Below are 26,669 nucleotides of genomic sequence, written 5' to 3'. Positions count from 1 at the left end.
CCGCCTTCTGACCGGGCCCCGGGACCCCTGCGCCGGTTCCGGGGCCCTGTGCTGTCCGGGCCCCGTCGGCGGGCCCTGCCGCCAGGGGGCTCTGCATCGGTGCCGGCCTGCCACGACTCGCGACAGGCCGACCCGATCATTAAGCCTCGGTCATGGGGTCTGTTCACTTGGCCTCGGTCGTTGGGCCTCGATCATTCGACCTCGGTTATCGGGTCTCGTTCGTTCGGCCTCGGGCATCGGCCTCTGTCATTCGGCCTCTGTCTTCTTCGCCGCCGCGTCGATCGCCGCCAACGACTTGCGGACCTGGTCGCGGTCCGTCGTGTACCAGAACTCCGGTAGCGACGCCTTCAGATAGCTTCCGTAGCGGGCGGTGGCCAGCCGCTGGTCCAGTACGGCGACCACGCCGCGGTCGCCCGACGCCCGTACGAGGCGCCCGGCGCCCTGGGCCATGAGGAGCGCGGCGTGCGTGGCTGCGACCGCCATGAAGCCGTTGCCTCCCGCGTCCTCCACCGCCTTCTGGCGGGCGCTCATCAGAGGGTCGTCGGGACGCGGGAACGGAATCTTGTCCATGACCACCAGCTGGCAGCTGGAGCCCGGGACATCGACGCCCTGCCAGAGCGACAGCGTGCCGAACAGGCAGGTCTCAGGGTCTGCGGCGAAGTTCTTGATCAGCTCGCCGAGCGTCTCCTCGCCCTGGAGGAGGATCGGGAACTCCGGGATCCTGGAGCGCAGTTCCTCGGCGGCGAGCTGTGCGGCCCGCATGGAGGAGAACAGGCCGAGGGTGCGCCCGCCCGCTGCCTGGATCAACTCCGTCAGCTCGTCCAGCATGTCCGCGCGGTCGCTGTCCCGCGCGGGGCGCGACAGATGCTTGGCGACGTAGAGGATGCCCTGCTTGGGGTAGTCGAAGGGCGAGCCGACGTCAGCGCTCTTCCACTGCGGCAGGTCCTCTCCCTCTGTGCCTTCAGGAGCGAGTCCGAGGGAAGCGCCGACGCCGTTGAAGTCGCCGCCCAGCTTCAGCGTTGCTGAGGTCAGGACCACGGAGCGGTCCGCGAAGAGCTTCTCCCGCAGCAGGCCCGAGACGGACATGGGGGCGACATGCAGCGAGGCACCGAAGCGGTCGTGGCGCTCGTACCAGACGACGTCCCACTCGGAGCCGTTGGTGATCCGTTCCGCCACGTCGTGCACCGACTCCACGGACGCGAGCGCCTGCTTGCGGACCGCGTCCTCGTCCTGGACGGACTTGTCGCGGGTCGCGCCGATCCCGGAGATCACCGTTCGGCAGGCGTCGCGCAGCGCCATGAGCGCGTACCCGAGGTCCTCCGGGATCTCCTCCAGACGGCCCGGCAGAGCCAGCTCCATCAGCCGCTCGAAGCCCTCGGCGGCGGTCTGGAGCTGGTCGGCTGCCTTCTCGTTGACAAGCTTCGCCGCGCGGCGCACCGCTCGGTTGACCTGGCCGGGCGTGAGTTCGCCCGTGGCCACTCCGGTGACACGGGAGACCAGCTCGTGTGCCTCGTCGACGATCAGTACCTCGTGCTGCGGCAGGACCGGGGCGCCCTCGATGGCGTCGATCGCGAGCAGTGCGTGGTTGGTGACGACAACCTCTGCGAGCTTGGCACGCTCACGGGCCATCTCGGCGAAGCACTCGGCGCCGTATGCGCACTTCGTTGCACCCAGACACTCCCGGGAGGAGACCGACACCTGCGCCCAGGCCCGGTCGGACACTCCGGGCGTGAGGTTGTCGCGGTCCCCGGTCTCGGTCTCGTCGGACCATTCGCGCAGCCGCAGCAGGTCCTGACCCAGCTTGCTGGTGGGCGCGGCCGCCTCGAACTGGTCGAAGAGTCCCTCCTCCTCGTCCTGCGGGACGCCCTCGTGGAGACGGTGCAGGCAGAGGTAGTTCGATCTGCCCTTCAGCATCGCGAACTCCGGGCGGCGGCGCAGCAAGGGGTGCAGTGCCTCGACGGTGCGCGGCAGGTCCCGCTCGGCGAGCTGGCGCTGCAGGGCGAGAGTGGCCGTCGCCACGACGACGCGCTCCCCGTGCGCAAGCGCGGGCACGAGGTAGCCCAGCGACTTTCCGGTGCCGGTGCCGGCCTGGACCAGCAGATGGGAACCGTCGTCGATCGCTTCCGCGACGGCTTCGGCCATAGTCACCTGGCCGGGGCGCTCCGTACCGCCAACGGCAGTGACGGCAGCATGCAGGAGTTCGGGGAGTGAGGGCTTCGTCATAGCGCGACCACCCTACGACCCGGCACTGACAAACGGGTGATCAAAGCGGGGGCGAGGGGCCGGATCAAGACCGAGTACTCCTCAGGTGAGGTCGGGAGGATTGCCTGGGAAGGTGGGGCGGACCGCCGGGGGCGGTCGGGGCGGATGGCGGGGTGCGGGATGAAGCGTGGTGGAGCCGTGGGCCGGGCCAGATCTGGGCGGGCCTGGGCGGGCCGGGGCAGGGCAGAGCGGGTCGGGCCAGGTTTGGGCGGGTCGGACGGGTGCGAGAGAGCGGCTGGGCGCGGGGAAGGCCGCCACGGCGCCTGAGCGATCCGCTCGGGAGTGATCCGCTCGGTGAGCGATCGACGGGGTGGGCGATCGGCTGCGATCGACGCGGTCGGAGATCGGCTCGACGGTGATGGGAACCGGATCGGGCTGAGCGGTGTACCAAGAGTGACGACGCTGTGGCACGGCGTCATAGCAGATTACGCAAGGACCGGTCTCGGACCATGAAGGCGGCCCGTTTGGCGGGCAGGTCGACCTCGGCGGAGAACCGGAAGCCGGCGCTCAGAAAGGCTGCGATGGAGGGGGTGTTGCGAAGGTCGGGTTCCGCGATGACGCGTGGGCAGGCAGGCCGCTTGTCGAGCGCGAGGTCGGCCACGGATCTGAGCAGGGTGCTGCCGAGCTTTCGGCCACGGTCGGCGACGCCGCCGATGAGGAGGTGGATTCCGGTGTCATGAGGTCGAGCGGGATAGTGGCGGGCCAGTGGGTCGAGATCTGCCCGGTAGATCTCCCAGTAGCTCATAGGTGTGCCCTCCAGCACTCCGAGGCAGGGCACGCTCCGCCCGTCACCGGATAGCTGGGCCTGCAGGTGGCTCTCGGTCACGGTCTGTGGGCCGGACAGGTCCCAGAACTCCGCTACGGCGGGGTCGTTCATCCAGCGGCTGATCAGCGGCAGGTCCCGCTCTACTCGCACGGGGACTAGGTGGAACATACCCACGGGAGTGACGACCGGCCCCCAGCCGGCGACACGGTCGAGGAGGTCGTCGACGGCCACGGTGACCGAAGGGACGGGCGAAGTCATCGCTTCGTGCCGACTCCGTGCCTCGCCTGAGTCGGCCTCCGCTGCGAAGAGCGCAACCAGCTCGTCCGGCAGACGCAGATCCAGCGTGTCCTCGCTGTCCGTGCCCGGGCCGGTACTGCCGTCAGCCGTACGGGGGCTCGTATCCGCGCCCGTGTCGGTGCTGGGGGCGGTGACTGCGTGTGCGCTGGCGTCGGTGGGAGGCACGGCGACGCTCCTCTCAGAATGTGAGGTGGGGCATGTTCCTCAGGTACGGAAGGGAGTTGATGATGATCGGCGGTGTCGGCATCGGCTGTCAGGAGTGGAGGGGATTGGCGATGGTGACGTAGACGGACTGGGTGTCGACCGGGCCGACGAGTTCGTCGAGGCCGTGCAGCCGGGTCAGCAGATTGGCCTTGCAGCGCAGGACCGGTGAGTCCAGCAGGTGGGCTGGGAGTGAGGTGTGCAACCGGGCGGGTCCGGAGGCGACGTCGCTGAGGAAACGGCGGAAGGCTGCGAGCAGCAGCCGTTCGTCGGCGAGACGCTGGGAACCGAAGGCACCGATGAGGCCGAGCACGTTGTTGATCGCCAGGTAGTAGGCGAAACGCTCGTCGGTGACCTCGTCGGACACGAAGGTGTCGCTGCGCTCACCGATACCGGGCAGTCGCTCGGAGAGTTCCGCGCGCCTGGACTCGCGGAAGTAGTAGCCCTGGTTGTCGCGGTAGCGGCCGCCCGCGGGCCAGCCGTCGGCGTCCAGCAGGACCAGCGTGTTCTGCTGGTGGGCTTCCAGGGCGATCCCTGCCTCCGCGTCCAGCCACAGCACGGGCCGGACGACCTGTTGCAGATAGCGCATGAACCACTCGGTGGCAACGACCTCACGAGGGCGACCGGTTCGGCCGGCAAGGTGCGTGACGACCGTGGCCAGTCGTGAGTACAGGGGCTGCGACTCCGGCTTCGGATGGTGGCGCGCCATGCCCGCCGGGCTGCTGTTGCCTGTTTGTGCCTGAGGCCGGGGCGAGACGAGCCCTGCCACGCAGGAGACGTCGTCCGACGGGCTGAACGGGTTGTGCCGGATCATCACGTCGAGTCCGGGTACGGGGTTGCCCTCGGGTGTGTCGACCGCCAGCCAGGCCGGGTCGCGGACGATGTCGAACTGCGGGTGGGCGGCCCGCCACTGCCCGGACAGTCCGCTGCGCAGTAGGCGGTGGACCTCGACGCCGCGATGCAGTTCCTTGCGGAGGTTCTCGCGGCGGGAGTTGGTGATCTGCAGGCCCAACGACAGCTTGAGCATGGCTGGGGAGCCGGACCGATAGACGGTGCGTACGGAGGAAGTGGGGTGCCATGGGGAACCAAGCGTGCCGAGGTCGCGCAGGAGTCCGGCGTCGAACAGGGCCGTGATCTCTGGACGTTGGCAGGCCTCGCGTAGTTGCCAGGGGTGCAGTGGCAGGAGGGCGTAGCCATCGGGCCGGGCCGGCTCAGTTTCGGAGAGCCTTGCCATGAGCTGTGGCGCGGGAACACGGCGACCGCGCTCCGTCCAGGAGGAGTCCGTGGCGAGCAAGGAAGGAGTGACCGCGAGCCAGTGGAGGGGGAAGGAGCCGCGCAACTCCGGTGAGTACAGGCACGCTTCGGCTTGGGAGAGACCTTCGCGGCTCTTCGGAGTCGGGTGCAGTGGATGCCCGAGCAGGAGCGCCTGCTCGGCCGCGAGGAAGAGGTCGGGACCGTCGGAAGGGCACTGGCGACGCTCGTGGATGAAGGTGGCGGTGCGACGGAGGGAGTCGGCGACGCGGACGACGAGGTCGGGCGTGGGGGTGAATGTGGGGCCGGCAGCCGATGGGGGACGAGCCGGCGGGGCGGACATGGAGGCACGAGGGAATGGGGCGCCGGTCGTCGCCGCAGGTCCCGGGGCGAGCGCCCATGGCGTGCCGGTTGTCTTCGCGGGCTCCGCACCCGGAGCCGGCGGCGTGCTGGTCATGGGCGCGGAAACTGGCGCAGGAGCCGTTGATCCGGTGACCGTCACAGAACCCGAGGAGGCAAGGGGCAACCCCCCAAGCCCAGTTGCAGCCCCCGGAGCCACGGATTGGGCCGGCGTGTCGTACCCGCGTTCGGGCGTCTCCCTGGCGAGTAGTGCGGCGACTGTGACCGCGTCGGCCGGCGGGGATTGTTCGGGGGCGTCGGCGAGGGACGGGAGACCGAAGCGGTGCCATCCCGTCGGGGACCAGTAGTGGACCGGGGCGCATAGGGCAGTGCCACTGGCTCGCAGGGGGATACGAAGTGTGCCGTCGTCGGGGGCCTGGATGCCGGATTCGCGCACCCAGCAGCGCAGCAGGTTCTCGACGGCCGCTACCTCGGCCGCGGTGCCCGGGTCGGAGTGCTCCAGGAGGTCAGCGCGGACCCGGCGAGGGAACTCGGCGACAGGGGCTTTCCGCTGCTCCGGGACTCTCTCCTGCTCCCGCCCCTGCACCCGCTCCATCTCCTGCGCCTGCGCCTGCGCCTGCTCCACGACCCATCCCTCCCGACAAGGCACCGGTGGCATCGCCGGGTCGGATCTCATCTCATGGGAGGGAGATGCGACGTCGGGACCTCCGTCGAGCGTGGGAGAGCCGGCGCCGGATGCGGGGGTGGGGGTGGGGGTGGGGGTGGGGGTGGGAATCAAGGTGATCCTCGTGGGTGGTTCTGGCCCGTGCGGTGGCAGGCGGGCCTTCGTCGTACGGGCTGTGGGCCAAGTGAGGGTGAGGACACAGAGGTTGCTGTCGAGAGGGCCTATAAGCGCGTGGCTGCGTGAGTGGTCGTACCGGCCCTTGCCCGACCGCTCCCGAACTCGCGGGCTGCCGTCTCCACCGCGTCGGCCAGTCGGTCGAGTACCGCTGCTGCCTGTTCGTCGCTGATCGTCAGTGGTGGGAGCAGCCGCACGACGCTCGCATGTCGGCCACCCAACTCGACGATCAGGCCACGTCGCAGGCACTCCCGTTGGACGGCGGCGGCGAGTTCGGGAGCAGCGGGGCGCGGGCCGTCCGCGCCGGGACCTCGCATCGCTGCCTCAGTCACCCCGCCGTCAAGAACCCCAACCGGCTCGGGTGACGGCACATCGGCCCCATCACTGGATCCCGTACCACTCAGCCCCCTCCATCCGGGCTCCCCGCAACCAAAGCCCCCGTGACCGGCCTCCTTGCCACCAAAGCCCCCACCACCCGCCTCACCACCCACGAACTCCACCCCGATCATCAGCCCCCGCCCTCGCACTTCTCCGATGCACGGGAACTCCCCGGCCAGAGTCGCGAGTTGGTTCAGCAGGTGAGATCCGAGGGTCGCCGCTCGTTCGGCCAGGCGGTTTTCGCGGACGTAGGTCAGGGTGGCCGTACCTGCGGCCATGGCGAGTTGGTTGCCGCGGAAGGTGCCTGCGTGGGTGCCGGGTTCCCAGACGTCGAGGTCCTCGCGGTAGACCACCACGGCAAGGGGAAGGCTGCCGCCGATGGCCTTGGAGAGCACCATCACGTCGGGGGTGATGCCGCTGTGCTCCACCGCCCAGAAGGCGCCCGTACGTCCGACTCCCGTCTGGACTTCGTCGGCGATCAGCGGGATGGAGCGGGCCGCCGTGATCTCCCGCATGCGCCGCATCCACGCGTCCGGCGCGGGAATCACCCCGCCCTCCCCCTGGACGGGTTCGAGGATCATGCCGGCGGGGTGCGGTACACCGGACTTGGGGTCGTCGAGGACGGACTCGGTCCAGCGGGCCGCGAGTTCGGCGCCCTGTGGGCCGCCGATGCCGAACGGGCAGCGGTAGTCCTGCGGATAGGGCAGGCGCGCGACCCGCGTGTGTGAGGCGTCCCCGGATGCTTCGAGCGCTCCGGCGGTCATGCCGTGGTAGGCGCCGGTGAAGGCCATGATTCCGGCGCGGCCGGTCGCGGTGCGGACCAGCTTGAGCGCGGCCTCCACGGCGTCGGTTCCCGCCGGTCCGCAGAACTGCACGCGCGCGTGGTCGGCGAGTCCGGACGGCAGGGTGCGGAACAGCTCGGTGACGAAGGCGTCCTTGACGGGTGTCGCCAGGTCGAGGACGTGCAGCGGGGCACCCGAGTCGAGGACCTTCCGGATGGCCTCCAGCACGACGGGGTGATTGTGGCCGAGGGCGAGCGTTCCGGCGCCGGAGAGGCAGTCGAGGTAGCGGCGGCCGTCGGCACCCTCGATGGTCAGTCCCCGGGCCCGCACGGGCACGATCGGCAGGGCGCGCGCATAGGTGCGCGCCGCCGATTCGCGCGCCGACTGGCGCCGGAGGATCCCCTCGTGCACGCCCCGCGCCGTCGCGGACACCGCACCTACACCATGCCGCCCAGGAGATCCCTCGGGCGTACTCCCGCCGCAAGCAGACTCGGCCACGACTCCCTGTCCTCCCACCAGGGGACCGCACACGGACAGCAGAACCCCCACCGCTACCAACCGCCGATGGCTCACGGGGTTACGGGTTGCTTCAAGATCCTTGCCGTGACGGAACCGTTGCCGTTCCGTGGGAAGTCCCCCACAGCGAGCGCATAGTGTGTGAGGCCGTTCCAAGGAGCCGTGAGATCAGCGTTCGCGTGAGATCACCTGCGCCGGGCGCGGGATCACGGCGGTAGCGCCCAGTTGTTTCAGTTCACCCCAGGGGGAGTCAGAGCATGCGATCCATACGGCCGTTGATCACCGTTCGCCGGGGAAGGGGTGCCCGCGGCAAAGTCTCCCCCGTTCTCGCCGCCGTTGCCCTCGCGTCGGCGCTGGCGCTCACCGCCACCGCCTGCAACTCGGGCGACACCAAGGCCGACGGCCAGGCGTCAGCCTCCGCCTCCGCCACCGACGGGGCGAGTTCCGGCGACGGCAAGATCAAGATCCCGGACGACCTCAGGAACAAGCTCAAAGAGCACGGGATCGACATCGACAAGTGGAAGCACGGGGCCTGGAAGAACTGGGACAAGGACGACTGGCTGCGCGAGGCCGACGACTTCGTCAACCCGATCATCAAGGGCCTGTGGAACCCGAAGCGGATGCGGGACGCCGACGACCCGGACAAGGGCGTCGACGACAACGACCTCTCCGGTGACCAGGGCGTGACCGACCCGACGCCGGCGCCGGTGGACGCGAAGGCCGTGGCGCCTACGTATCACGCCAACGCGGCGACCGCCGGCAAGGTCTTCTTCGACTCCCCCGAAGGCACGATGGTCTGCTCTGCGACGGTCGTGGAGGACCCGGCCCACCCCGGCAAGTCGAACCTCGTCTGGACAGCGGGCCACTGCGTGCACGCCGGCAAGAAGGGCGGCTGGTTCCGCAACATCGCGTTCGTGCCGTCGTACAACGACTCGGGCAAGACGGCCGGCCAGTTGCAGAACGCCACCAAGGAGGAGGCCGCTCCGTACGGCGTCTGGTGGGGCGACTGGGCGCAGACCTCGGCCCAGTGGATCGAGCAGGGTGGCGAGACGGGCGGCAACGGTGCCTCGTACGACTACTCCGTCATCCATGTGACGCCGGAGAAGGGTGGGAACGGCAAGTCGCTGGAGGAGACGGTCGGTGCGGCGCTGCCTGTCGACTTCAACGCCCCGGCCGTGCCGAAGGTCGCCGGGATCACCGCGACCGGTTATCCGGCCGCCGCGCCGTTCGACGGCCAGAAGCTGTACCAGTGCACCGACAAGCCGGGCAGGCTGTCGATCAACGCCTCGGATCCGACGATGTACCGCATCGGCTGCACCATGACCGGTGGTTCGTCCGGCGGCGGCTGGGTGGCGGCCGGATCGGACGGCAAGCCGGCGCTCGTGTCCAACACCTCGATCGGCCCGGTGAGTTCGGGCTGGCTGGCAGGCCCGCGCCTGGGTGCCGTGGCCAAGGGCGTGTACGACTCGGTGAGCAAGAAGTTCGCGGGCCGGTGACGGGCCGATAGGTACGGGCGGGGCTGGGGTGCCTCACGGAAACCTTCACCACCCCATCCCCGTTCGCCCTCAACTCCACAGGCATAGTGGGGTGTCGCTCCCGGGTCGGCTTCGCTGGGAAGCGGCACAGAACTGACAAGAACACGACATGCACGCTCCAACGGGGGTTACCGCACCATGCGTTCCACACGTACGCCCGCCTCGTCACGGCGCGGGCGGCGCACCGCGCTCGTCGCCACCGGCCTCGCCGCCGCCCTGGCGCTGACCGCCACCGCCTGCAACTCGGGCGACGACAAGGCGAGCAACAAGCCCGACGCCGCCTCGTCCCAGGCGTCCGCCACCGGCGACGGCAAGATCAAGGTCCCGGCCGACATCGCGAGCAAGCTCAAGGACCACGGCATCGACGTCGACCAGTGGGCCAAGGGCGGCTGGAAGAACTGGGACAAGGACAAGTGGCTCAGTGAAGCCAAGGACTTCGTCAACCCGGTGATCAAGGGCCTGTGGAAGCCGGAGCGGATGAAGTCCGCGAAGGAGGCCAACAAGACGGTCTCGACGAAGGACGCGGCCGCCGACCAGGGCGTGAGCGACCCGGATCCGGCCCGGGTCGAGGCAACGGCGGAGAAGACGCCGTACCACCAGCACGCCGCTCCGGTCGGCAAGGTCTTCTTCGACTCCCCCGAGGGCTCGATGGTCTGCTCGGGCACGGTCATCAAGGACGTGAACCACCCGGGCAGGTCGAACCTCGTGTGGACGGCCGGCCACTGCGTGCACGCCGGCGAGAACGGCGGCTGGTACCGCAACATCACCTTCGTGCCGGCCTACAACGACCTCGGCAAGTCGGAGTCCGAGCTGAGCAGCGCCGACAGCTCGCAGATCGCTCCGTACGGCCAGTGGTGGGCGGACTGGGCCTCGACCTCCAACCAATGGATCAAGGGCGGCTCGGAGACGGGCGGCGCGGGTGCCGCGTACGACTACTCGATCCTGCACGTGAAGCCGGAGCAGGGCTCCAAGTCGCTGGAGGAGACGGTCGGTGCGGCGCTCGACGTCGACTTCTCGGCGCCGTCCGCGACCGAGGTGAGCCAGATGGGCGCCTGGGGTTACCCGCAGGCTCCGCCGTACAGCGGTCTGAAGATGTTCAAGTGCATCGACAGGCCGGGCCGGCTCTCGCTGAGCACGTCGCTGCCGACGATGTACCGCATCGGCTGCAGCATGACCGGCGGCTCGTCCGGTGGCGGCTGGTTCCGTGTGGTGAACGGCAAGACCGAACTGGTGTCGAACACGTCCATCGGCCCGTCCGACGACACCTGGCTCGCGGGCCCGCAGCTCGGCAGGAACGCCGAAGCGCTCTACCAGAACATGAGCAGGACCTACGGCGGTCAGTGACCCGTCCAGAAGCCGAAGGCCCGCTCCCTGTGACTTGAGTTCCAGGGTGCGGGCCTTCGGGCCGTTCTACGACGGTTCGAGAGTCGTTGTTGCACGGCGGCTCTCGAACCGGTTTCCCACGAGCGTTCAGGCGAGTGGCGCCGGAACGTACGGCGCGAGGTCGGCCGCCAGTTCCTCGTGCACCCGGACCTTGAGCAGGGTGCCCTCCGGGGTGTGCTCCTCGGACAGCACCTCGCCCTCGTCGTGGGCGCGGGCGACCAGCTTGCCGTGGGTGTACGGCACCAGCGCCTCGATCTCGACCGACGGCCTGGGCAGCTCGTTGTCGATGAGCGCGAGCAGTTGTGCGATGCCCTGGCCGGTGCGGGCCGAGACCGCGATGGAACGCTTCTCGATCCGCATCAGCCGCTGGAGCGTCAGCGGGTCGGCCGCGTCCGCCTTGTTGATCACGACGATCTCGGGTACGCCGGAGGCGCCGACGTCCCTGATCACCTCGCGCACAGCGGCCAGCTGCTCCTCCGGGGCCGGGTGCGAGCCGTCCACCACGTGCAGGATCAGGTCGGACTCGCCGACCTCCTCCATGGTGGAGCGGAACGCCTCGACCAGGTGGTGCGGCAGGTGCCGGACGAAGCCGACGGTGTCCGCCAGCGTGTACAGGCGGCCGCTCGGGGTCTCCGCCCGGCGGACGGTCGGGTCCAGGGTCGCGAACAGGGCGTTCTCGACCAGGACACCCGCGCCCGTGAGGCGGTTGAGCAGCGAGGACTTGCCGGCGTTGGTGTAGCCCGCGATGGCGACGGACGGCACCCTGTTGCGCTTGCGCTCCTGGCGCTTGATCTCGCGGCCGGTCTTCATCTCCGCGATCTCCCGGCGCATCTTCGCCATCTTCTCGCGGATCCGTCGCCGGTCCGTCTCGATCTTGGTCTCACCGGGACCACGGGTGGCGAGGCCGCCGCCCTTGCCGCCGCCCATCTGACGGGACAGCGACTGACCCCAGCCGCGCAGTCTGGGCAGCATGTACTGCATCTGCGCCAGAGCCACCTGCGCCTTGCCCTCCCGGGACTTGGCGTGCTGGGCGAAGATGTCGAGGATCAGGGCCGTACGGTCGATGACCTTGACCTTGACGACGTCTTCGAGGTGGATCAGCTGACCCGGGCTGAGCTCACCGTCGCAGATGACGGTGTCCGCGCCCGTTTCGATGACGATGTCCCGCAGCTCGGTGGCCTTGCCGGAACCGATGTAGGTGGCCGCGTCGGGCTTGTCACGGCGCTGGATCACGCCGTCGAGCACCAGCGCGCCCGCGGTCTCCGCGAGGGCTGCGAGCTCCGCGAGGGAGTTCTCCGAGTCCTGTGCGGTCCCCGTGGTCCAGACGCCGACGAGCACGACCCGCTCCAGACGGAGCTGGCGGTACTCGACCTCGGTGACGTCCTCGAGTTCGGTGGAGAGGCCCGCCACGCGGCGCAGAGCCGCGCGCTCGGAGCGATCGAACTGGTCGCCGTCCCGCTCTCCGTCGACCTCGTGGCTCCAGGCGACGTCCTCTTCCATCAGGGCATCGGCCCGAAGACCTTCGGGGTAGGTGTGCGCGAAGCGCTCAGTGTCCTGGTCCTGGGAAGGGGATGAAGAGGAGGTCATTGGATCCTTACGTCGATGGGGATTCCTTCATAGGTCACAACGTTCGGATGGCCCGGGAGATTCCCGGCATCCGAGCCGCGGACCTGATGATGGTCCCACGGCACGCCTCGTCTCGTCATCGCCTTATTTCGCGGCCTTGGCCGCCTTGCCGTCCTTCGGGGCCTTGGCGTCGGGCGCCGTCGACGTCCAGTCCGGGTGGCCGGGCATCGGCGGGGTCTTCTTGCCGTACAGCCAAGCCTTGAAGAAGCCGCTCAGGTCGCGCCCGGAGATCTGGGAGGCGAGCCGTTCGAAGTCGGCTGTCGTGGCCGTGCCGTCGCGGTGCAGGCTCACCCAGTTGCGCTCCAGGCGCTCGAAGGCGGTGTGGCCGATCTCCTGGCGCAGGGCGTAGAGCGCCAGGGCGGCTCCGTCATAGACGTTCGGCCGGAAGATGCTGATCTTCTGTCCCGGGTCGGGCGCCTTGGGCTCGGCCGGTGGGCCCCCTGCGTCCCGCCAGCCGTCGGAGGCGGCGTACGCGGCCTTCATGCGCTTCTCCATGGGCCTGTCGGCCTTCTCCTCCGCGTACAGGGCCTCGTACCAGGTGGCGTGCCCCTCGTTGAGCCACAGGTCGGACCAGCTGCTCGGGCTGACGCTGTCGCCGAACCACTGGTGGGACAGCTCGTGCACCATGATCGACTCGACGTACCACTTGGGGTAGGTGTGCCCGGCGAACAGCTCTCTTTCGAAGAGAGAGAGCGTCTGCGTCTCGAGTTCGAAGCCGGTGGACGCCTCCGCCATGAGAATGCCGTACGTCTCGAAGGGGTAGCGGCCGACCTTGCTCTCCATCCAGGCGATCTGGTCGGGGGTCTCGGCGAGCCACGGTTCGAGCTCTTTGCGATCCTCGGTGGGCACGACGTCGCGTACGGGCAGGTCGTGCGGTCCGGTGCGGCGCAGCACGGTGGAGCGGCCGATGGACACCTGGGCGAGTTCGGTGGCCATGGGGTGCCGGGTCCGGTACGTCCAGGTGGTCGCCTTGCCGACGCGCTCCCTGTCGGTCTCCAGACCGTTGGCCACGGCCGTGTAGCCGTCCGGGGCAGTGATCCGGATGGTGAACAGTGCCTTGTCGGAGGGGTGGTCGTTGCACGGGAACACCAGGTGCGCGGCGTCGGCCTGGTTGGCCATCGCCAGCCCGTCGGCGGTCTGCACCCAGCCGCCGTCCTGGCCCTTGGCGGGCACGGGGTCGCTGGTGTGCCGCACAGTGATCCGCGTCCAACTGCCCTCGGGCAGCGGTGCGTCGGGCGTGACGACGAGATCCTCACCGGCGGCGGCGAACCTGGCCGGCTCACCGTCGACCGCGACCGACTCGACCTTGCCGTGCGCGAAGTCGAGGTTGAGATGATCGAGGTCCTTGGTCACCTGGGCGTTGATGGTGGTGACCGCTTGGAGGGGCTTGCTGTTGGTGCCGGAGTAGGTGAACGAGAGGTCGTACGACGCCACGTCGTATCCGGGGTTGCCGAGGTTCGGGAAGAGGCGGTCGCCGACGCCCAGGGGGGCGGGGGGCGCACTCGCGGCGAGGAGGCAGACGGAGACGGCGGAGGCGAGCAGTGCGGTCGCCTTCAGGCGGCGGGAGTTCCAGGGCTGACGGCGGAGGCGGGCCGGAGTGTCGGCCCGGGTGTCGTCGTCGCCGGTGTGTGCGGCCTGGGAACGGAGGGTGAGCGGCATGGATCACCGCTATCAGCGCGCGGCCCCTGGACAGCGACGACTCGCGTCCGACCCACCCGAACGGGTAGATCGGGTGCAGGTGTGCGGCTCCGGCCGGCGCGGGCGGGCTTCGCGCGGCGCGAAGCCTCCCCGGGCGCCTCTCACACCCCCGGCGTCTGCGCCCGGCTCACGTCGTACACACCCGGCACGTTCCGCATCGCCCGCATCAGTGCGGGCAACTGGGCAGCGTCGGGGAGTTGGACCGTATAGGTGTGGCGGACGCGCTGCTGGGTCGGGGGTTCGACCGTCGCGGAGACGATCTCGGCGCCTTCGAGGGCCATGGCCTCCGTCAGATCCGCCAGCAGGTGGGGGCGGTTGAACGATTCGGCCAGCAAGGTGACCCGGCACTCGGTGGTGTCCCCCCAGCGCACGTCGACCTCCGCACGCCCCCCGCTCTTCATGTGCTCCACCGCGGCGCACTCGACGCGGTGGACGGTGACGACACCGCCGCGTACGGCGAATCCGGTCACCTCGTCGGGCGGTACCGGCGTGCAGCAGCCGGCGAGGCGTACCGTCGCACCGGGCTGGTCGACGGTGATGTCGGCGGTGGTCGGACGGTTGGTCCCCTCGACTGTGGGCGACCCCTCGACGGCGGGCCCGGCGGGCCTGGAAGCGGCCGAGGGCCCCTCCTCGTTCTCCTGCGGCCTCTCCAGCCCCTCGGCCCGCTCCCCCTCCGGCACGTCGTCGTGCGCCGGGTGGGTCGCGATCCAGCGCTGGATGGCGATCCGGGCGGCCGGCGTGTGGGCGTGCTCCAGCCACTCCCTGGAGGGCTCGGAGGCCGGGTCCTGTCCCATCAGGAGCTGGACGGTGTCGCCGTCCCGCAGCACCGTACTCAGCGTCGCCAGGCGGCCGTTGACGCGGGCACCGATGCACGCGTGCGCGTCCTCGCCGTACTGGGCGTACGCGGCATCGACGCAGCTGGCGCCCTCGGGCAGGCCGAGCGTGCCACCGTCGGGACGGAAGACGGTGATCTCACGGTCCTGGGCGAGATCCTCGCGGAGGGTGGACCAGAAGGTGTCGGGATCGGGTGCGGCCTCCTGCCAGTCGAGGAGGCGGGAGAGCCAGCCGGGGCGGGTGGGGTCGACGCGCTCGCCGTCGGCCGGGGACTGCTCCTCCGAAGGGGCAGCGTACGGATTGCCCAGCGCGACGACGCCGGCTTCGGCGACCTTGTGCATCTGGTGGGTGCGGATGAGGACTTCGACGACCTGGCCGTCCGCGTGGGCGACCGCCGTGTGCAGGGACTGGTACAGGTTGAACTTGGGAACGGCGATGAAGTCCTTGAACTCCGAGACGACGGGCGTCATACAGGTGTGGAGTTCGCCGAGTACGCCGTAACAGTCCGCGTCCTCGTTCACCAGCACCAGCAGGCGGCCGAAGTCGGCGCCGCGCAGCTGGCCGCGCTTGCGGGCGACACGGTGGACGGAGACGAAGTGCCGCGGCCGGATGAGGACTTCGGCCGGGATGTCGGCATCGCGCAGGACGCCTCGTACCTCGTCGGCGATCTCGGCGAGCGGGTCGTCGGCGCGGGAGGCGTTGTCGACGATCAACTCCCGCGTGTGCTCGTACTCTTCGGGGTGCAGGATCGCGAAGACGAGGTCTTCCAGTTCGGTCTTGAGCGCCTGGACGCCGAGCCGCTCGGCGAGCGGGATGAGCACGTCGCGGGTGACCTTGGCGATACGCGCCTGCTTCTCGGGGCGCATCACACCGAGGGTGCGCATGTTGTGCAGCCGGTCGGCGAGTTTGATCGACATCACACGGACGTCGCTGCCGGTGGCGACGAGCATCTTGCGGAAGGTCTCGGGCTCGGCGGCGGCGCCGTAGTCGACCTTCTCCAACTTGGTGACGCCGTCGACGAGGTAGCGGACTTCCGCCCCGAACTCCTCGCCGACCTGATCGAGCGTCACGTCCGTGTCCTCGACGGTGTCGTGGAGCAGGGAGGCCGTCAAAGTCGTGGTCTCGGCGCCCAGTTCGGCGAGGATCAGGGTCACCGCGAGCGGGTGTGTGATGTACGGCTCACCGCTCTTGCGCATCTGGCCGCGGTGCGAGGACTCGGCGAGCACATAGGCGCGGCGCAGGGGGTCGAGGTCGGCGCCGGGATAGTGGGCCCGGTGGGCTTCGACTACATGGCCGATGGCGCTGGGCAGCCGGTCACGGGTGGCGGGACCGAGCAGGGCGGCACGGCCCAGGCGGCGCAGGTCGATCCGCGCTCGCCAGCGCGCCGCCGAGCCTGTTACCGGACCTGGGGTCGCGGGATTCGTGGCCTCCGCACTCATGGGCACCTCCGGCTGCGTGGACCGGCGGACGGGGTGCCCCATGGCGGACACGGCTCAGGGGATGGCAACGGTCCCCCGTCCGGGCCGGTGCTTGATGCTACCGAGCCCATCACGTGCGGCTGACCGCCTCTCGCCGAGCGTGAAACGGATCACCCAATCGAGCGAGGGCCCGTAGGTTTACGATTTCGCGCCATATGACAGGCGGACGGCCGTGGTTTCGAACGCCCGGTCGCTGTATCGGTAGTTGACGCGTGCACCACCCGGCGCACACGCCTGCGATCCCGAGCCGCGGCAGAATCAACGGGCGAGTGTTTCCAGCCACTGGGCATCGATCTCGCCCTCGGCCACGATCACGGCGGGGCCTGTCATCTCGATCTCGCCGTCGGGCTGCTCGGTGATCACCAGGGTCCCGCCGGGCACCTCGACGGTGTACGTCGCCGGGCTCCCGGTGACGGCCGGGTCGGCGCCGTCCCTGCGGGCGGCGGCCACGGCCACGGCGCACGCGCCCGTGCCGCACGAACGGGTCTCGCCGGCGCCGCGCTCGTGCACGCGCAGGGCGACGTGCCGGGGGCCGCGGTCGACCACGAACTCGACGTTCACCCCGTCCGGGTACGCGGCGGCCGGGCTGAACGGCGGCGGCGTGAACAGGTTGCCGGCGTGCGCGAGGTCGTCGACAAAGGCGACCGCGTGCGGGTTTCCCATGTTCACGTTCCGTGCGGGCCAGCTGCGCTCGCCGACGCTCACCGTGACCTCCCCTTCGGGGAGGCGTGCCTTGCCCATGCCGACGGTGATGTCACCGTCCTTCGCGATGTGCACGCTCTTCACGCCCCCGCGCGTGGCCACCGCGAGATCACCCTCGCCGACGTGACCTGCGCGCTTGAGGTAGTGCGCGAAGACCCGTACGCCGTTGCCGCACATCTCGGCGATCGAGCCGTCGCCGTTGCGGTAGTCCATGAACCACTCGGCCTCGGCCGCCATGTCCTGCGCCTCGGGGTGCGCGGCGGACCGCACCACGTGCAGCAGGCCGTCACCGCCCATGCCCGCCCGGCGGTCGCACAGGGCGGCGACGGCGGCAGGGGGCAGGTCGATGGCGTTCTCGGGGTCCGGGACGATCACGAAGTCGTTCTCCGTGCCGTGCCCCTTGAGGAAGGCGATCCGCGTGCTCATTCCTCGATCGTACGGGGTGGGTACGCGCCACCCCGGCGCCCTCGGTGGCCTCAGCCGTCGGCCACGCGCGCGTGCAGGTCAGCGCAGCCGGGCCACGCGCCACACCGCGAGCACCACCACCGCGGCCACCATGACGACATACGCGAGGACCACCCGCCAGTCCGGGCGCCGCCCGGATCCGCGCTGCGGCAGCCCGGGCCAGGTGTAACCGACCCGGCGGGCGGCCGTCATTCCCCAGCCGGCCGCGCAGGAGCAGATCAGCAGCCCCAGCATGGCGATCACGGCCCCGCTGTCACCGAAGTCGAAGGCGAGCGGGAAAGCGAACATCAGGGAGCCGACGGCGGCCAGGGCGACGATGGGGGCGAGCTGCCAGATGCGCAGCCGGCGCTGCGGACGCAGCTCGACCTCGACCTCGGGGCCACCGGCGAACATCTCGTCGGGCTCGGGGCCGTCGGCGGTCACTCCGCCCTGCGTCTCTTCGGGCCCGTCGGGGCTCAGACGGTCCTCGTCCTGCTCCGGTTCACCGCTCTCGGCAGTGAGGGGCTCGGTGCCTTGTGCGGTGTCGCGAGGGCTGGCCTCCATCGCCACGCGCCCTCCCAACTAGGACTCCACTTGGTCGATCGAAGCTCGATGATGGCACGGCGCCCGAGGCCCGGACGGCGGCCGGAGCGTCCCGATGCCATGACGTGATCAGGCTGTGACCGGTCGTTCGACCAACGCCAGCGCGAGGTGCGGAAGTTCTGTGAGATCCGCCGCAGCCCCACTGAGCCAGTGCACCCGCGGATCGCGCCTGAACCACGAATCCTGGCGGCGCGCGAAGCGTTTGGTGGCGCGCACGGTTTCGGTCCGCGCCTCGTCCTCGGTGCATTCCCCGGCGAGCGCCGCGAGCACCTGCTGGTAGCCGAGCGCGCGGGCGGCTGTACGCCCCTCGCGCAGGCCCTGCGCCTCCAGCGCGCGCACCTCGTCCACGAGCCCCGCGTCCCACATCCGGTCGACCCGGCGGGCGATGCGCTCGTCGAGCTCGGGGCGGGCCACGTCGACGCCGATCTGGACCGTGTCATAGACCGAGTCATGTCCGGGGAGGTTGGCGGTGAAGGGCTGCCCGGTGATCTCGATCACTTCGAGGGCCCGGACGATACGGCGGCCGTTGCTGGGCAGGATCGCCTGCGCCGCCCCGGGGTCGGCGGCGGCGAGACGGGCATGCAGCGCCCCGGAGCCGCGCAGCGTGAGCTCCTCCTCAAGGCGGGCCCTGACCTCGGGGTCGGTACCGGGGAACTCGAGGTTGTCGACGGCCCCGCGGACGTACAGGCCGGAGCCGCCGACCAGGATCGGCCAGCGGCCCTCGGCGAGCAGGGCGTCGATCCGCGCGCGGGCCAGCCTCTGGTACTCGGCGACGGACGCCGTGACCGTCACGTCCCAGATGTCCAGGAGGTGGTGCGGAATGCCGCCGCGCTCCTCGGGCGTCAGCTTGGCGGTTCCGATGTCCATCCCTTGGTAGAGCTGCATGGAGTCGGCGTTGACGACCTCGCCTCCGAGCTGCCGGGCGAGAAAAACGCCCAGATCGGACTTTCCTGCCGCGGTCGGTCCGACGACGGCGATGACTCGGGGGGCGGGGGGTGCGGTGCTCACTGCATCAGTCTCGCAAACCCCCGAGGCTCTCCTCGAACGAGTTACGTGACGACGCGGGGCCGAGGTCGTTGCCCGTTGCGAGGTTCTCGCCGTCGCTTTCCAGGAGACGGCGACCCGGGCGACGCAAACGGACGCACCGGACGACGCGGGATTTCGCCCGCATGAGTAACGTATGGAGTGGATATGGGCGTTTTCGATCGACTTCTCCGGAGGTCGAAGACCACGGAGGAGGCGTCAACCGCCGAGGCACAGGCCGGCACACCGACGGCCGAACCCGCGGCAGAGGAGACGGCGGCAAAGGCGAAGGGGTCGGCCGAGGCCGAGGAACGCACCGAGGTCGAGCCGGCTGAGCCGGAGACCGACGAGGCCGCCTCCGGTGAGGGTGTCGAGATCCCCCAGCAGCAGTCCGCCGAGAAGGCGGCCGACAGCGAGGCCGGTGAGGACGCCCACAGGTAACAGGCCCGCGCGCGAGTGAGCCGAAGGGGCGCGCCGGTGACGAGAGGCCGGCCGCGCTCAGCCTTCGGGTCCGCGCGCTTTGCCTCTCGCCATCGGCCGCGGTGCCCTGGGGCGCACGGAGCCCGGGAACGACGGAAGGTGGACCATGGGTCTCCTGAACAGTTTGAAGGCCAAGCTCAACCCGGCCAAGGACAAGGTCTCCGGCCTCGCGCAGCAGCACGGGGACAAGGTCACGCACGGTCTCGACAAGGCCGCGAAGGCGGTCGACGAGAAGACCAAGGGCAAGTACAGCGACAGGATCCGGACCGGGACCGGCAAGGCCAAGGGCGCCATGGACCGACTCGCGCACAAGGACGACACGGGGACGGGGGGCGGCACGAGCGCGCCGCCGGACTCCCCACCGCCGGCTTCCTGAGCGGCACAGCGACGGACGGCCGCGGGGCCCGAGGGCTCCCGGCCGTCCGCCGTTCGGCCTGGCCTCCGTGGGCCGTTTGCCCCGGACTCCGTCCGCTGTATGCCTTGGCCTTCGTCCGCCGTTTCCCCCGGCCTGCCGCGTCTACGAAGCCAGACCCGTGCGTTGCCGCTCCCGCGTCTACGAGGCCGGACCGCGCGTCGCCGCTACGACCAGGTGGCGACCACGTATCCCACCCCGTACGGCGCGTCCTCGTACAGCAGCGCGCCGGCGAGGTCCGCGCCCTCGGCCGCGCCCGCGAGGACCTGCCAGGGGGCCCGCCCCGATGCCTTCAGTTCGTAGGCCAGCTCGGCGTCGATTGACGTGATGGCCGCCACGTCCGCAGCCCCCAGCGCACGCGCGACCTCCGCGTCGAAGGGTGCCGCGCGCTCGTCGAGGTAACCGGGCGCCTTGAGCGTGCGGCAGGCACTGGCGTCGCCCATCACCAGCAGCGCCACCCGCCCCGCCCGGGCCGCGATTCCTCTTCCGACGTCGATACACCGCTCGGCCGCCAGAGGTTCGCCCACGCCGAGTCCCTCGATCGGGGCGTCGGACCACCCCGTGCGCTGCAGGAGCCACGCGGCTACGGCGAGGGACGGCGGCAGCTCGCGCCCGGACTCCGCACCTGTGTCCTGACCGAGCCGTACGCCGAGATCCACGCCGAAGCCGCGGAAGGAACCCGGCGTGCCCTGCGGATGCGTGCCACGTCCGCTCTGTTCGGAGGGCCCGACGACCACCAGGAGGTCGGGCCGCGCGGCGGCGAGCACGCCGAGCGCGTCCGTGCACGCGGTACGGGCGACCACCAGCTCGGGTGCGGCGCCCGCGGCGACCTCGGGCACGAGAAGCGGCGGGCAGGGGCAGACGGCGGCAGCGACAAGCATGATCGGGAGGGTACGCCTCAGTACGTGATCGGTCCTGAGTCCCATTCCAGCTCGGTAAGCATGAAGTGGTAGGTGAACACACCGCCGGAAGAGCCGTCCCCGACCAGCATCCAGCCGTCGCCGGTGCGGAACCGCCGCATCCGCAGCGGGTACATCGGATGCCGGGGCTGGTAGAGCCGTACCAGCTCCCCGAACCGTGTCTCGGCCTCCTCGCGCGTCCCGTCGATCGTCGCCATCAGCTCGTACTGTCTGCGGTACGGCCCCTCACCAGGCGGTTTGTCCAGCAGCAACGCCCATCGAGGCATCAGCACGTCCCCCGTGTCCACATCATCAGCAAGTCGTACCGCTCGGCTCCGGTCAGTCGCAGCCGCAGCCGCTTCCCGTCGCGACCGGCAGCGGCTCGGGGGCGCCGATCTTCGGCAGGCCCAGCATGACGCCCACCGGCTTCGCCGCCTCAGCCGAGTTGCGCTTCTCCCAGGCGTCCCCCGCGCGCGTGCGGCGCACGTCGAGGACGGCGCCTTCGGCGAGGAGGTGGTGCGGGGCGGCGTACGTTATCCCGACCGTGACCACATCCCCGGGGCGCACCTCCTGCTCGGGCTTGGTGAAGTGGACCAGGCGGTTGTCGGGGGCGCGGCCGGAGAGGCGGTGGGTGGCGCCGTCCTTGCGGCCCTCGCCCTCGGCGACCATCAGCTCCAGGGTGCGGCCGACCTGCTTCTTGTTCTCCTCCCAGGAGATCTCCTCCTGGACGGCGACGAGACGCTCGTAACGCGCCTGGACGACTTCCTTGGGGATCTGGTTGTCCATGGTCGCGGCCGGGGTGCCGGGGCGCTTGGAGTACTGGAAGGTGAAGGCCTGGGCGAACCGGGCCTCGCGGACGGCGTGCAGGGTCTGCTCGAAGTCCTCCTCGGTCTCGCCGGGGAAGCCCACGATGATGTCGGTCGTGATGGCGGCGTGCGGGATGGCCGCACGCACCTTCTCGATGATCCCGAGGTAGCGCTCCTGCCGGTACGAGCGGCGCATCGCCTTCAGGACCGTGTCCGAGCCGGACTGCATGGGCATGTGCAGCTGCGGCATCACGTTCGGGGTCTCGGCCATCGCGGCGATCACGTCGTCCGTGAAGTCGCGCGGATGCGGGGAGGTGAAGCGGACCCGCTCCAGGCCCTCGATGGTGCCGCACGCGCGCAGCAGCTTGCTGAAGGCCTCACGGTCACCGATGTCGGAGCCGTACGCGTTGACGTTCTGACCGAGCAGCGTGATCTCGGAGACGCCCTCGCCGACCAGGGCCTCGATCTCGGCGAGGATGTCACCGGTGCGACGGTCCTTCTCCTTGCCGCGCAGGGCGGGGACGATGCAGAAGGTGCAGGTGTTGTTGCAGCCGACGGAGATCGACACCCACGCCGCGTACGCGCTCTCGCGCCGCGTCGGCAGGGTCGACGGGAACGCCTCCAGGGACTCGGCGATCTCGACCTGGGCCTCTTCCTGCACACGCGCCCGCTCCAGCAGGACCGGCAGCTTGCCGATGTTGTGCGTGCCGAAGACGACGTCCACCCAGGGCGCCCTCTTCACGATGGTGTCCTGGTCCTTCTGCGCGAGACACCCGCCGACCGCGATCTGCATGCCGGGCCGCTTCGTCTTCATCGGGGCGAGGCGGCCGAGGTTGCCGTACAGCCGGTTGTCCGCGTTCTCGCGGACCGCGCAGGTGTTGAAGACGACGACGTCCGCGTCACCGTCGGCGCCCTCGGGTGCGCGTACGTATCCGGCCTGCTCCAGCAGTCCGGACAACCGCTCGGAGTCGTGGACGTTCATCTGGCACCCGTAGGTGCGGACTTCGTAGGTCTTCACGCCCACTGCCTGGCTCCGGTCGATGCTGCTCATGTGACAAGGGTAGGCGGTGCCGGGAGTGCCTCAGGTCGGCCTGTGGACAACCAGGGGCTCATGGCTCGATGAGGCCCGCGCGGATCGCGTAGCGGGTGAGCTCCAGGCGGTCGCGCATGCCGAGTTTGTGCAGCAGGTTCGCGCGGTGGCGCTCGACCGTCTTCGCGCTGATGAAGAGCAGCTCGCCGATCTCCTTCGAGGTGTGCCCCTCGGCGACCAGTTTGAGGATCTCCTCCTCGCGTTCGGTGACCGCGCGCGCGGGCAGGTCCTCTCCCCGGTGCAGACGGTCCAGGTAGGAGCGGACGAGGGCCCGCTCGGCTCCGGGGTACACGAACGGTTCGTCGCGCACGGCCGCCCGGCATGCCCCGACCAGGTCGCGGTCGGCGGCGGACTTCAGGACGTAGCCGCTGGCGCCGGCCTTGAGGGCCTCGAAGAAGTACTGCTCGTTGTCGTACATCGTCAGGACGAGGATGCGCAGGCCGGGCAGGCGGCGGGAGAGCTCTCGGGCCGCCTGGAGGCCGGTCATGCGGGGCATGGCGATGTCCAGGACGGCCAGATCGACCTCACGCGCGCGTGCCAGCTCCACCGCCTGGGCCCCGTCCCCGGCCTCGGCGACGACCGTCAGATCCGGCTCGCCGTCCAGGATGAGGCGCACTCCCTGGCGTACGAGCGCGTGGTCGTCGGCGAGCAGCACGCGCGCGGGGGACGTCGGCGGCGGGGACGTGATCGTTGGGGACGTCATCGGCGGCCGCCCGCGGTGACCGGTATGCGCAGGCGGACGTCGGTGCCCTCCTCAGGGCCCGGTTCGAGCGAGAGGCCGGCGCCTATGAGCAGCGCGCGTTCGCGCATGCCGCGTATTCCGGCGCCCTCCGCGGCCGTACCGAGGCCCTTGCCGTTGTCGCGCACAAGGAGTTCGACGCCGTCGGCGACCGGCCCGAGCCGGACCTCGGCGCGGTCGGCGCCGGAGTGCCGTGCGGTGTTGGTGAGCCCTTCCTGGGCGACGCGGTAGACCACCAGTTCCGACTCCTCGGTGAGCGTGGGCAGGCCGCCAGGGACGTGGTGGCGCACCGTCAGTCCGTGTGTGGTGAACTCGGCAGCGAGCGAGCGCAGGGCGCTGACCAGGCCGAGTTCCTCGAGGACTCCGGGACGCAGCCGACGGGCGATGCGGCGGATCTCGTCCAGGCCCGCCCGGGTCGCCTCCTGTGCCTGGCCCAGCTCACCGCGCAGCTCCTCGGGCGCCCGGTCGGCGACCCGCTTGAGCTGGAGGAGCACGGCGGTCAGGGTCTGGCCGACCTCGTCGTGGAGTTCGCGGGCGATCCGCTGCCGCTCGCGCTCCTGTGCGGACAGGGCACGGGCGGCGCCGGCCGCGCGTTCGCTCTCGAGCCGGTCGAGCATCGTGTTGTACGTGGTGATCAGCTCGGTCGCCTCCGCCGGACCGGCGACGACCGCGCGGGCACCGGGGCGCAGCAGATCCGCGGTGGCCATGGCCCGGCCGAGCCGTCGTAGCGGAGCGAGTCCGAGGCGCAGCACGATCGCGTTGCCGGCCAGTAGCGCTGCCAGACCCACGCCGACGACCAGCGCCTCGGCGGGCAGGACTGGGGTCGAGACGGTGACCGGGCCCAGCAGCAGGGCTGCGGCAGCGATCAGGCCCGCGGCGTTGAGGGAGAAGATCCGCCAGAACAGCGACACGGTCCTGCCTCTCCTCACAGGTGATCCCGGCATGGCTTCGGCCAGCCTCGCCGTAGGCCCCCGGCCGCGTATATCCGTCACGTCACCCATGTCGCCACCGTACGGGCGGATGGAAGCATGCCAACGGGCCGGGGCTGATCACCGGCAGACCACGACCGTGCCAACGGAACAACCGGAACAACCGGAACAAGGAGAGAAACGTGTCTGCGCCACGACTGAGGGCGACGCCGCTGCCGGGCATCGGGGTCCAATACGACCTGGTGACCCGCGACCAACGCCATCTGTCCGTGGTGGCGCACCGCGACGGCGCGCGCACGGTGAACGTGTACCGGGCCGACGATCCCGAGTCCTGTGCGCAGTCGCTGCGGCTGACCGGCTCCGAGGCGGGCGCCCTGATCGACGCGCTGAGGCCGTCCCACCACAGCGCGAGCCTGCTGTACACCTCCGACCTGGGCCTGGTCGCCGAGCGGATCGAGGTGGCCACGGCCTCGCGCTGGAACGGGCGGGTGCTCGGCGACACACGGATGCGGACCGAGACGGGGGCCTCCGTGGTGGCGGTGCTGCGCCGGGCCGAGGCCATACCGTCGCCGACGCCGGACTTCCGGCTGGCGGGCGCTGACATCGTCATCGTCGTCGGCACCCGCGAGGGCGTGGACGCCGCCGCGGCGATACTCGGGCGGGAGTGAACGGGTGCACTCCGCCGTGTTGTTGATCGAGTTCGGTTCCATCCTTCTCGGCCTCGGCCTCCTCGGCCGGGCCGCGGGCCGCTTCCAGCTCTCCCCCATCCCGCTGTACCTGCTGGCCGGGCTGGCCTTCGGGGAGGGCGGTCTGCTGCCTCTCGGGGCCAGCGAGGAGTTCGTCGCCATCGGCGCCGAGATAGGCGTCATTCTGCTGCTGTTGATGCTGGGCCTGGAGTACTCGGCCGGTGACCTGGTCACCAACCTCAAGGCGCACTATCCGTCGGGCCTGGTCGACTGCGCGCTCAACGCCGTGCCGGGCGCGGTCGCGGCACTGCTGCTCGGCTGGGGGCCGGTGGCCGCCGTGGTGCTGGCCGGTGTCACCTGGATCTCGTCGTCCGGTGTCATCGCGAAGGTGCTCGGCGACCTGGGCCGGGTCGGCAACCGGGAGACCCCGGTGATCCTCAGCGTGCTCGTGCTGGAGGACCTCGCGATGGCGGTGTACCTGCCCATCGTGACGGCGCTGGTGGCCGGGGCCGGGCTGCTGGCCGGGAGCGTGACGCTGACCGTCGCGCTGGGGGCGGCCGGGCTGGTCCTCTTCGTGGCCGTGCGCTACGGACGCGTCATCTCGCGGTTCGTCTCCAACGACGACCCGGAGAAGCTGCTGCTCGTCGTGCTGGGTCTGACGATCCTGGTCGCGGGCCTCGCGCAGCAGCTCCAGGTGTCGGCCGCGGTCGGTGCCTTCCTCGTCGGCATCGCACTGTCGGGGGAGGTCGCGGAGGGCGCGCACATCCTGCTGAGCCCGCTGCGTGACCTGTTCGCCGCGGTCTTCTTCGTGTTCTTCGGGCTGCACACCGACCCGGCGAGCATCCCGCCCGTACTGCTGCCCGCGCTCGCGCTGGCTCTGCTCACGGCGGCGACGAAGATCGCCACCGGATACTGGGCGGCTCGGCGGGCCGGGATCTCGGTCGGGGGCCGCTGGCGTGCGGGCGGGGCGCTGGTGGCACGCGGCGAGTTCTCGATCGTCATCGCCGGGCTTGCGGTGAGTGCCGGGATCGAGCCGTCCCTGGGCCCGCTGGCCACGGCCTACGTCCTCATTCTGGTCGTCCTCGGCCCCCTCACCGCGCGCTACACGGAGCCGCTGGCCCGGCGCCTGAGCGAGCGCCGGGCGGCCCGTACGGACGCCTCCCGGGCGGCGGAAGCGAGCGTGTCGGTGGGACGGGACTGACGGCGCCGCGGGCACGCCGCGGGATCACGCGCCGTCGGGCACCCACCCCTGCCGGCGCAGCACCGCCGACACGTCCGGTGCCTCGTAGTGCTCGCCCTTGAGGACCTTGCCGTCGGCTCTGCGGGCGACCAGGCCGTCGGGGCCCAGCTTGGTCATGTTGGAGCGGTGGATCTCGGCGATCACGGCGTCGAGGTCGACGCCGTGGACCAGGGCCGTGCCGTAGGCGACGTAGACGACATCGGCCAGTTCGTGTGCCAGCTTGTCGAGCGGGCCCGTGACCGAGACCTCGGCGACCTCCGCAGCCTCCTCCTCGAGCAATTGTCCGCGGTGGGCCGCCAGGGCGGGCGAGACCTCGGTGGGCGTGCCGCGGACGGCCAACCCGACGGCGAGGTGGAATTGGCGGACCAGGTCGGCGGGCGATGAGCTCATGCGGCGACCCTATCGACCACC

General features: G+C 70.4%; 22 protein-coding genes. 6 read left to right on the top strand and 16 right to left on the bottom strand.

The annotated features are described in order from the left end of the window. Window positions 1-246 precede the first annotated feature (246 nt). The 4 genes from OOK07_RS32000 to OOK07_RS31985 form a co-directional block, all read right to left on the bottom strand. Window positions 247-2,223, bottom strand: coding sequence for an ATP-dependent DNA helicase (locus tag OOK07_RS32000; protein ID WP_266685255.1), 1,977 nt, complete (start codon window positions 2,221-2,223; stop codon window positions 247-249). 454 nt (window positions 2,224-2,677) lie between these two features. After that, window positions 2,678-3,490: a GNAT family N-acetyltransferase gene (locus OOK07_RS31995; protein ID WP_266685254.1), complete on the bottom strand. Its 813-nt coding sequence runs from the start codon at window positions 3,488-3,490 to the stop codon at window positions 2,678-2,680. 88 nt (window positions 3,491-3,578) lie between these two features. After that, window positions 3,579-5,732, bottom strand: coding sequence for an IucA/IucC family protein (locus OOK07_RS31990; protein ID WP_266802103.1), 2,154 nt, complete (start codon window positions 5,730-5,732; stop codon window positions 3,579-3,581). A 290-nt stretch (window positions 5,733-6,022) separates the two neighbouring features. After that, a complete protein-coding gene (locus OOK07_RS31985; RefSeq protein WP_266799893.1) occupies window positions 6,023-7,567 on the bottom strand; it encodes a diaminobutyrate--2-oxoglutarate transaminase family protein in 1,545 nt (514 codons plus the stop codon). 341 nt (window positions 7,568-7,908) lie between these two features. Between OOK07_RS31985 and OOK07_RS31980 the strand changes: the two genes are divergently transcribed. Next, window positions 7,909-9,147 (top strand): trypsin-like serine peptidase, encoded by a 1,239-nt coding sequence (locus OOK07_RS31980; protein WP_266799891.1) that lies wholly within the window; start codon window positions 7,909-7,911, stop codon window positions 9,145-9,147. Window positions 9,148-9,324: 177 nt separating this feature from the next. Continuing rightward, on the top strand, window positions 9,325-10,530 hold the full coding sequence (locus tag OOK07_RS31975; protein ID WP_266685251.1) for a trypsin-like serine peptidase: 1,206 nt from the start codon (window positions 9,325-9,327) through the stop codon (window positions 10,528-10,530). 126 nt (window positions 10,531-10,656) lie between these two features. Here OOK07_RS31975 and hflX read toward each other — a convergent pair whose 3' ends face one another. From hflX to miaA, 6 genes are all read right to left on the bottom strand, one after another. Then, on the bottom strand, window positions 10,657-12,156 hold the full coding sequence (gene hflX, locus OOK07_RS31970; protein WP_266799890.1) for a GTPase HflX: 1,500 nt from the start codon (window positions 12,154-12,156) through the stop codon (window positions 10,657-10,659). 123 nt (window positions 12,157-12,279) lie between these two features. Then, window positions 12,280-13,854: a M1 family metallopeptidase gene (locus OOK07_RS31965; RefSeq protein WP_266685249.1), complete on the bottom strand. Its 1,575-nt coding sequence runs from the start codon at window positions 13,852-13,854 to the stop codon at window positions 12,280-12,282. Window positions 13,855-13,994: 140 nt separating this feature from the next. After that, window positions 13,995-16,166 (bottom strand): RelA/SpoT family protein, encoded by a 2,172-nt coding sequence (locus OOK07_RS31960; RefSeq protein ID WP_266799888.1) that lies wholly within the window; start codon window positions 16,164-16,166, stop codon window positions 13,995-13,997. A 297-nt stretch (window positions 16,167-16,463) separates the two neighbouring features. After that, on the bottom strand, window positions 16,464-17,333 hold the full coding sequence (gene dapF, locus OOK07_RS31955; RefSeq protein ID WP_266799886.1) for a diaminopimelate epimerase: 870 nt from the start codon (window positions 17,331-17,333) through the stop codon (window positions 16,464-16,466). Between the two features lie 78 nt (window positions 17,334-17,411). Beyond that, window positions 17,412-17,915, bottom strand: coding sequence for a hypothetical protein (locus OOK07_RS31950; RefSeq protein ID WP_266802101.1), 504 nt, complete (start codon window positions 17,913-17,915; stop codon window positions 17,412-17,414). 108 nt (window positions 17,916-18,023) lie between these two features. After that, window positions 18,024-18,962: a tRNA (adenosine(37)-N6)-dimethylallyltransferase MiaA gene (miaA, locus tag OOK07_RS31945; protein WP_266685246.1), complete on the bottom strand. Its 939-nt coding sequence runs from the start codon at window positions 18,960-18,962 to the stop codon at window positions 18,024-18,026. 183 nt (window positions 18,963-19,145) lie between these two features. Between miaA and OOK07_RS31940 the strand changes: the two genes are divergently transcribed. Both OOK07_RS31940 and OOK07_RS31935 read left to right on the top strand, forming a co-directional pair. Then, a complete protein-coding gene (locus OOK07_RS31940) occupies window positions 19,146-19,418 on the top strand; it encodes a hypothetical protein (RefSeq protein ID WP_266685245.1) in 273 nt (90 codons plus the stop codon). Window positions 19,419-19,563: 145 nt separating this feature from the next. Further along, window positions 19,564-19,833, top strand: a complete 270-nt coding sequence (locus OOK07_RS31935; protein WP_266799884.1) for an antitoxin — start codon at window positions 19,564-19,566, stop codon at window positions 19,831-19,833. A 203-nt stretch (window positions 19,834-20,036) separates the two neighbouring features. Here OOK07_RS31935 and OOK07_RS31930 read toward each other — a convergent pair whose 3' ends face one another. Genes OOK07_RS31930 through OOK07_RS31910 form a run of 5 tightly spaced genes read right to left on the bottom strand, consistent with a single transcriptional unit; the run spans window position 20,037 to window position 24,314 of the window. Next, on the bottom strand, window positions 20,037-20,750 hold the full coding sequence (locus OOK07_RS31930; RefSeq protein ID WP_266799882.1) for a class III extradiol dioxygenase subunit B-like domain-containing protein: 714 nt from the start codon (window positions 20,748-20,750) through the stop codon (window positions 20,037-20,039). A 17-nt stretch (window positions 20,751-20,767) separates the two neighbouring features. After that, complete coding sequence (locus tag OOK07_RS31925; protein WP_266799880.1) at window positions 20,768-21,076, bottom strand: hypothetical protein; 309 nt, start codon at window positions 21,074-21,076, stop codon at window positions 20,768-20,770. A 31-nt stretch (window positions 21,077-21,107) separates the two neighbouring features. Beyond that, entirely contained in the window at window positions 21,108-22,625 is a 1,518-nt protein-coding gene (miaB, locus tag OOK07_RS31920; RefSeq protein WP_266799879.1) for a tRNA (N6-isopentenyl adenosine(37)-C2)-methylthiotransferase MiaB, read from the bottom strand. 58 nt (window positions 22,626-22,683) lie between these two features. Further along, window positions 22,684-23,367, bottom strand: coding sequence for a response regulator (locus tag OOK07_RS31915; protein ID WP_266799877.1), 684 nt, complete (start codon window positions 23,365-23,367; stop codon window positions 22,684-22,686). After that, the gene (locus OOK07_RS31910; protein WP_266799875.1) at window positions 23,364-24,314 is read right to left on the bottom strand and encodes a sensor histidine kinase; all 951 of its coding nucleotides are present in this window, start codon (window positions 24,312-24,314) and stop codon (window positions 23,364-23,366) included. The genes OOK07_RS31915 and OOK07_RS31910 overlap by 4 nt, the downstream gene beginning before the upstream one ends. Window positions 24,315-24,514: 200 nt before the next feature. Here OOK07_RS31910 and OOK07_RS31905 point away from each other — a divergent pair, with 200 nt between their 5' ends. Together OOK07_RS31905 and OOK07_RS31900 are read left to right on the top strand one after the other, a co-directional pair. After that, window positions 24,515-25,000: a cation:proton antiporter regulatory subunit gene (locus OOK07_RS31905; protein WP_266685238.1), complete on the top strand. Its 486-nt coding sequence runs from the start codon at window positions 24,515-24,517 to the stop codon at window positions 24,998-25,000. Window positions 25,001-25,004: 4 nt separating this feature from the next. After that, complete coding sequence (locus OOK07_RS31900) at window positions 25,005-26,219, top strand: cation:proton antiporter (RefSeq protein ID WP_266799874.1); 1,215 nt, start codon at window positions 25,005-25,007, stop codon at window positions 26,217-26,219. Between the two features lie 24 nt (window positions 26,220-26,243). Here the strand turns inward: OOK07_RS31900 and OOK07_RS31895 are convergent, their stop codons facing one another. After that, window positions 26,244-26,648, bottom strand: a complete 405-nt coding sequence (locus OOK07_RS31895; protein WP_266685235.1) for a pyrophosphohydrolase domain-containing protein — start codon at window positions 26,646-26,648, stop codon at window positions 26,244-26,246. Between the last annotated feature and the right edge of the window lie 21 nt (window positions 26,649-26,669).

Origin of the sequence: Streptomyces sp. NBC_00078 (assembly GCF_026343335.1) — a bacterium.
In the GTDB taxonomy this organism is placed as follows: domain Bacteria; phylum Actinomycetota; class Actinomycetes; order Streptomycetales; family Streptomycetaceae; genus Streptomyces.
Note: the sequence above shows the minus strand (reverse complement) of the source record. Positions and strands in the feature narration are given on the sequence as shown.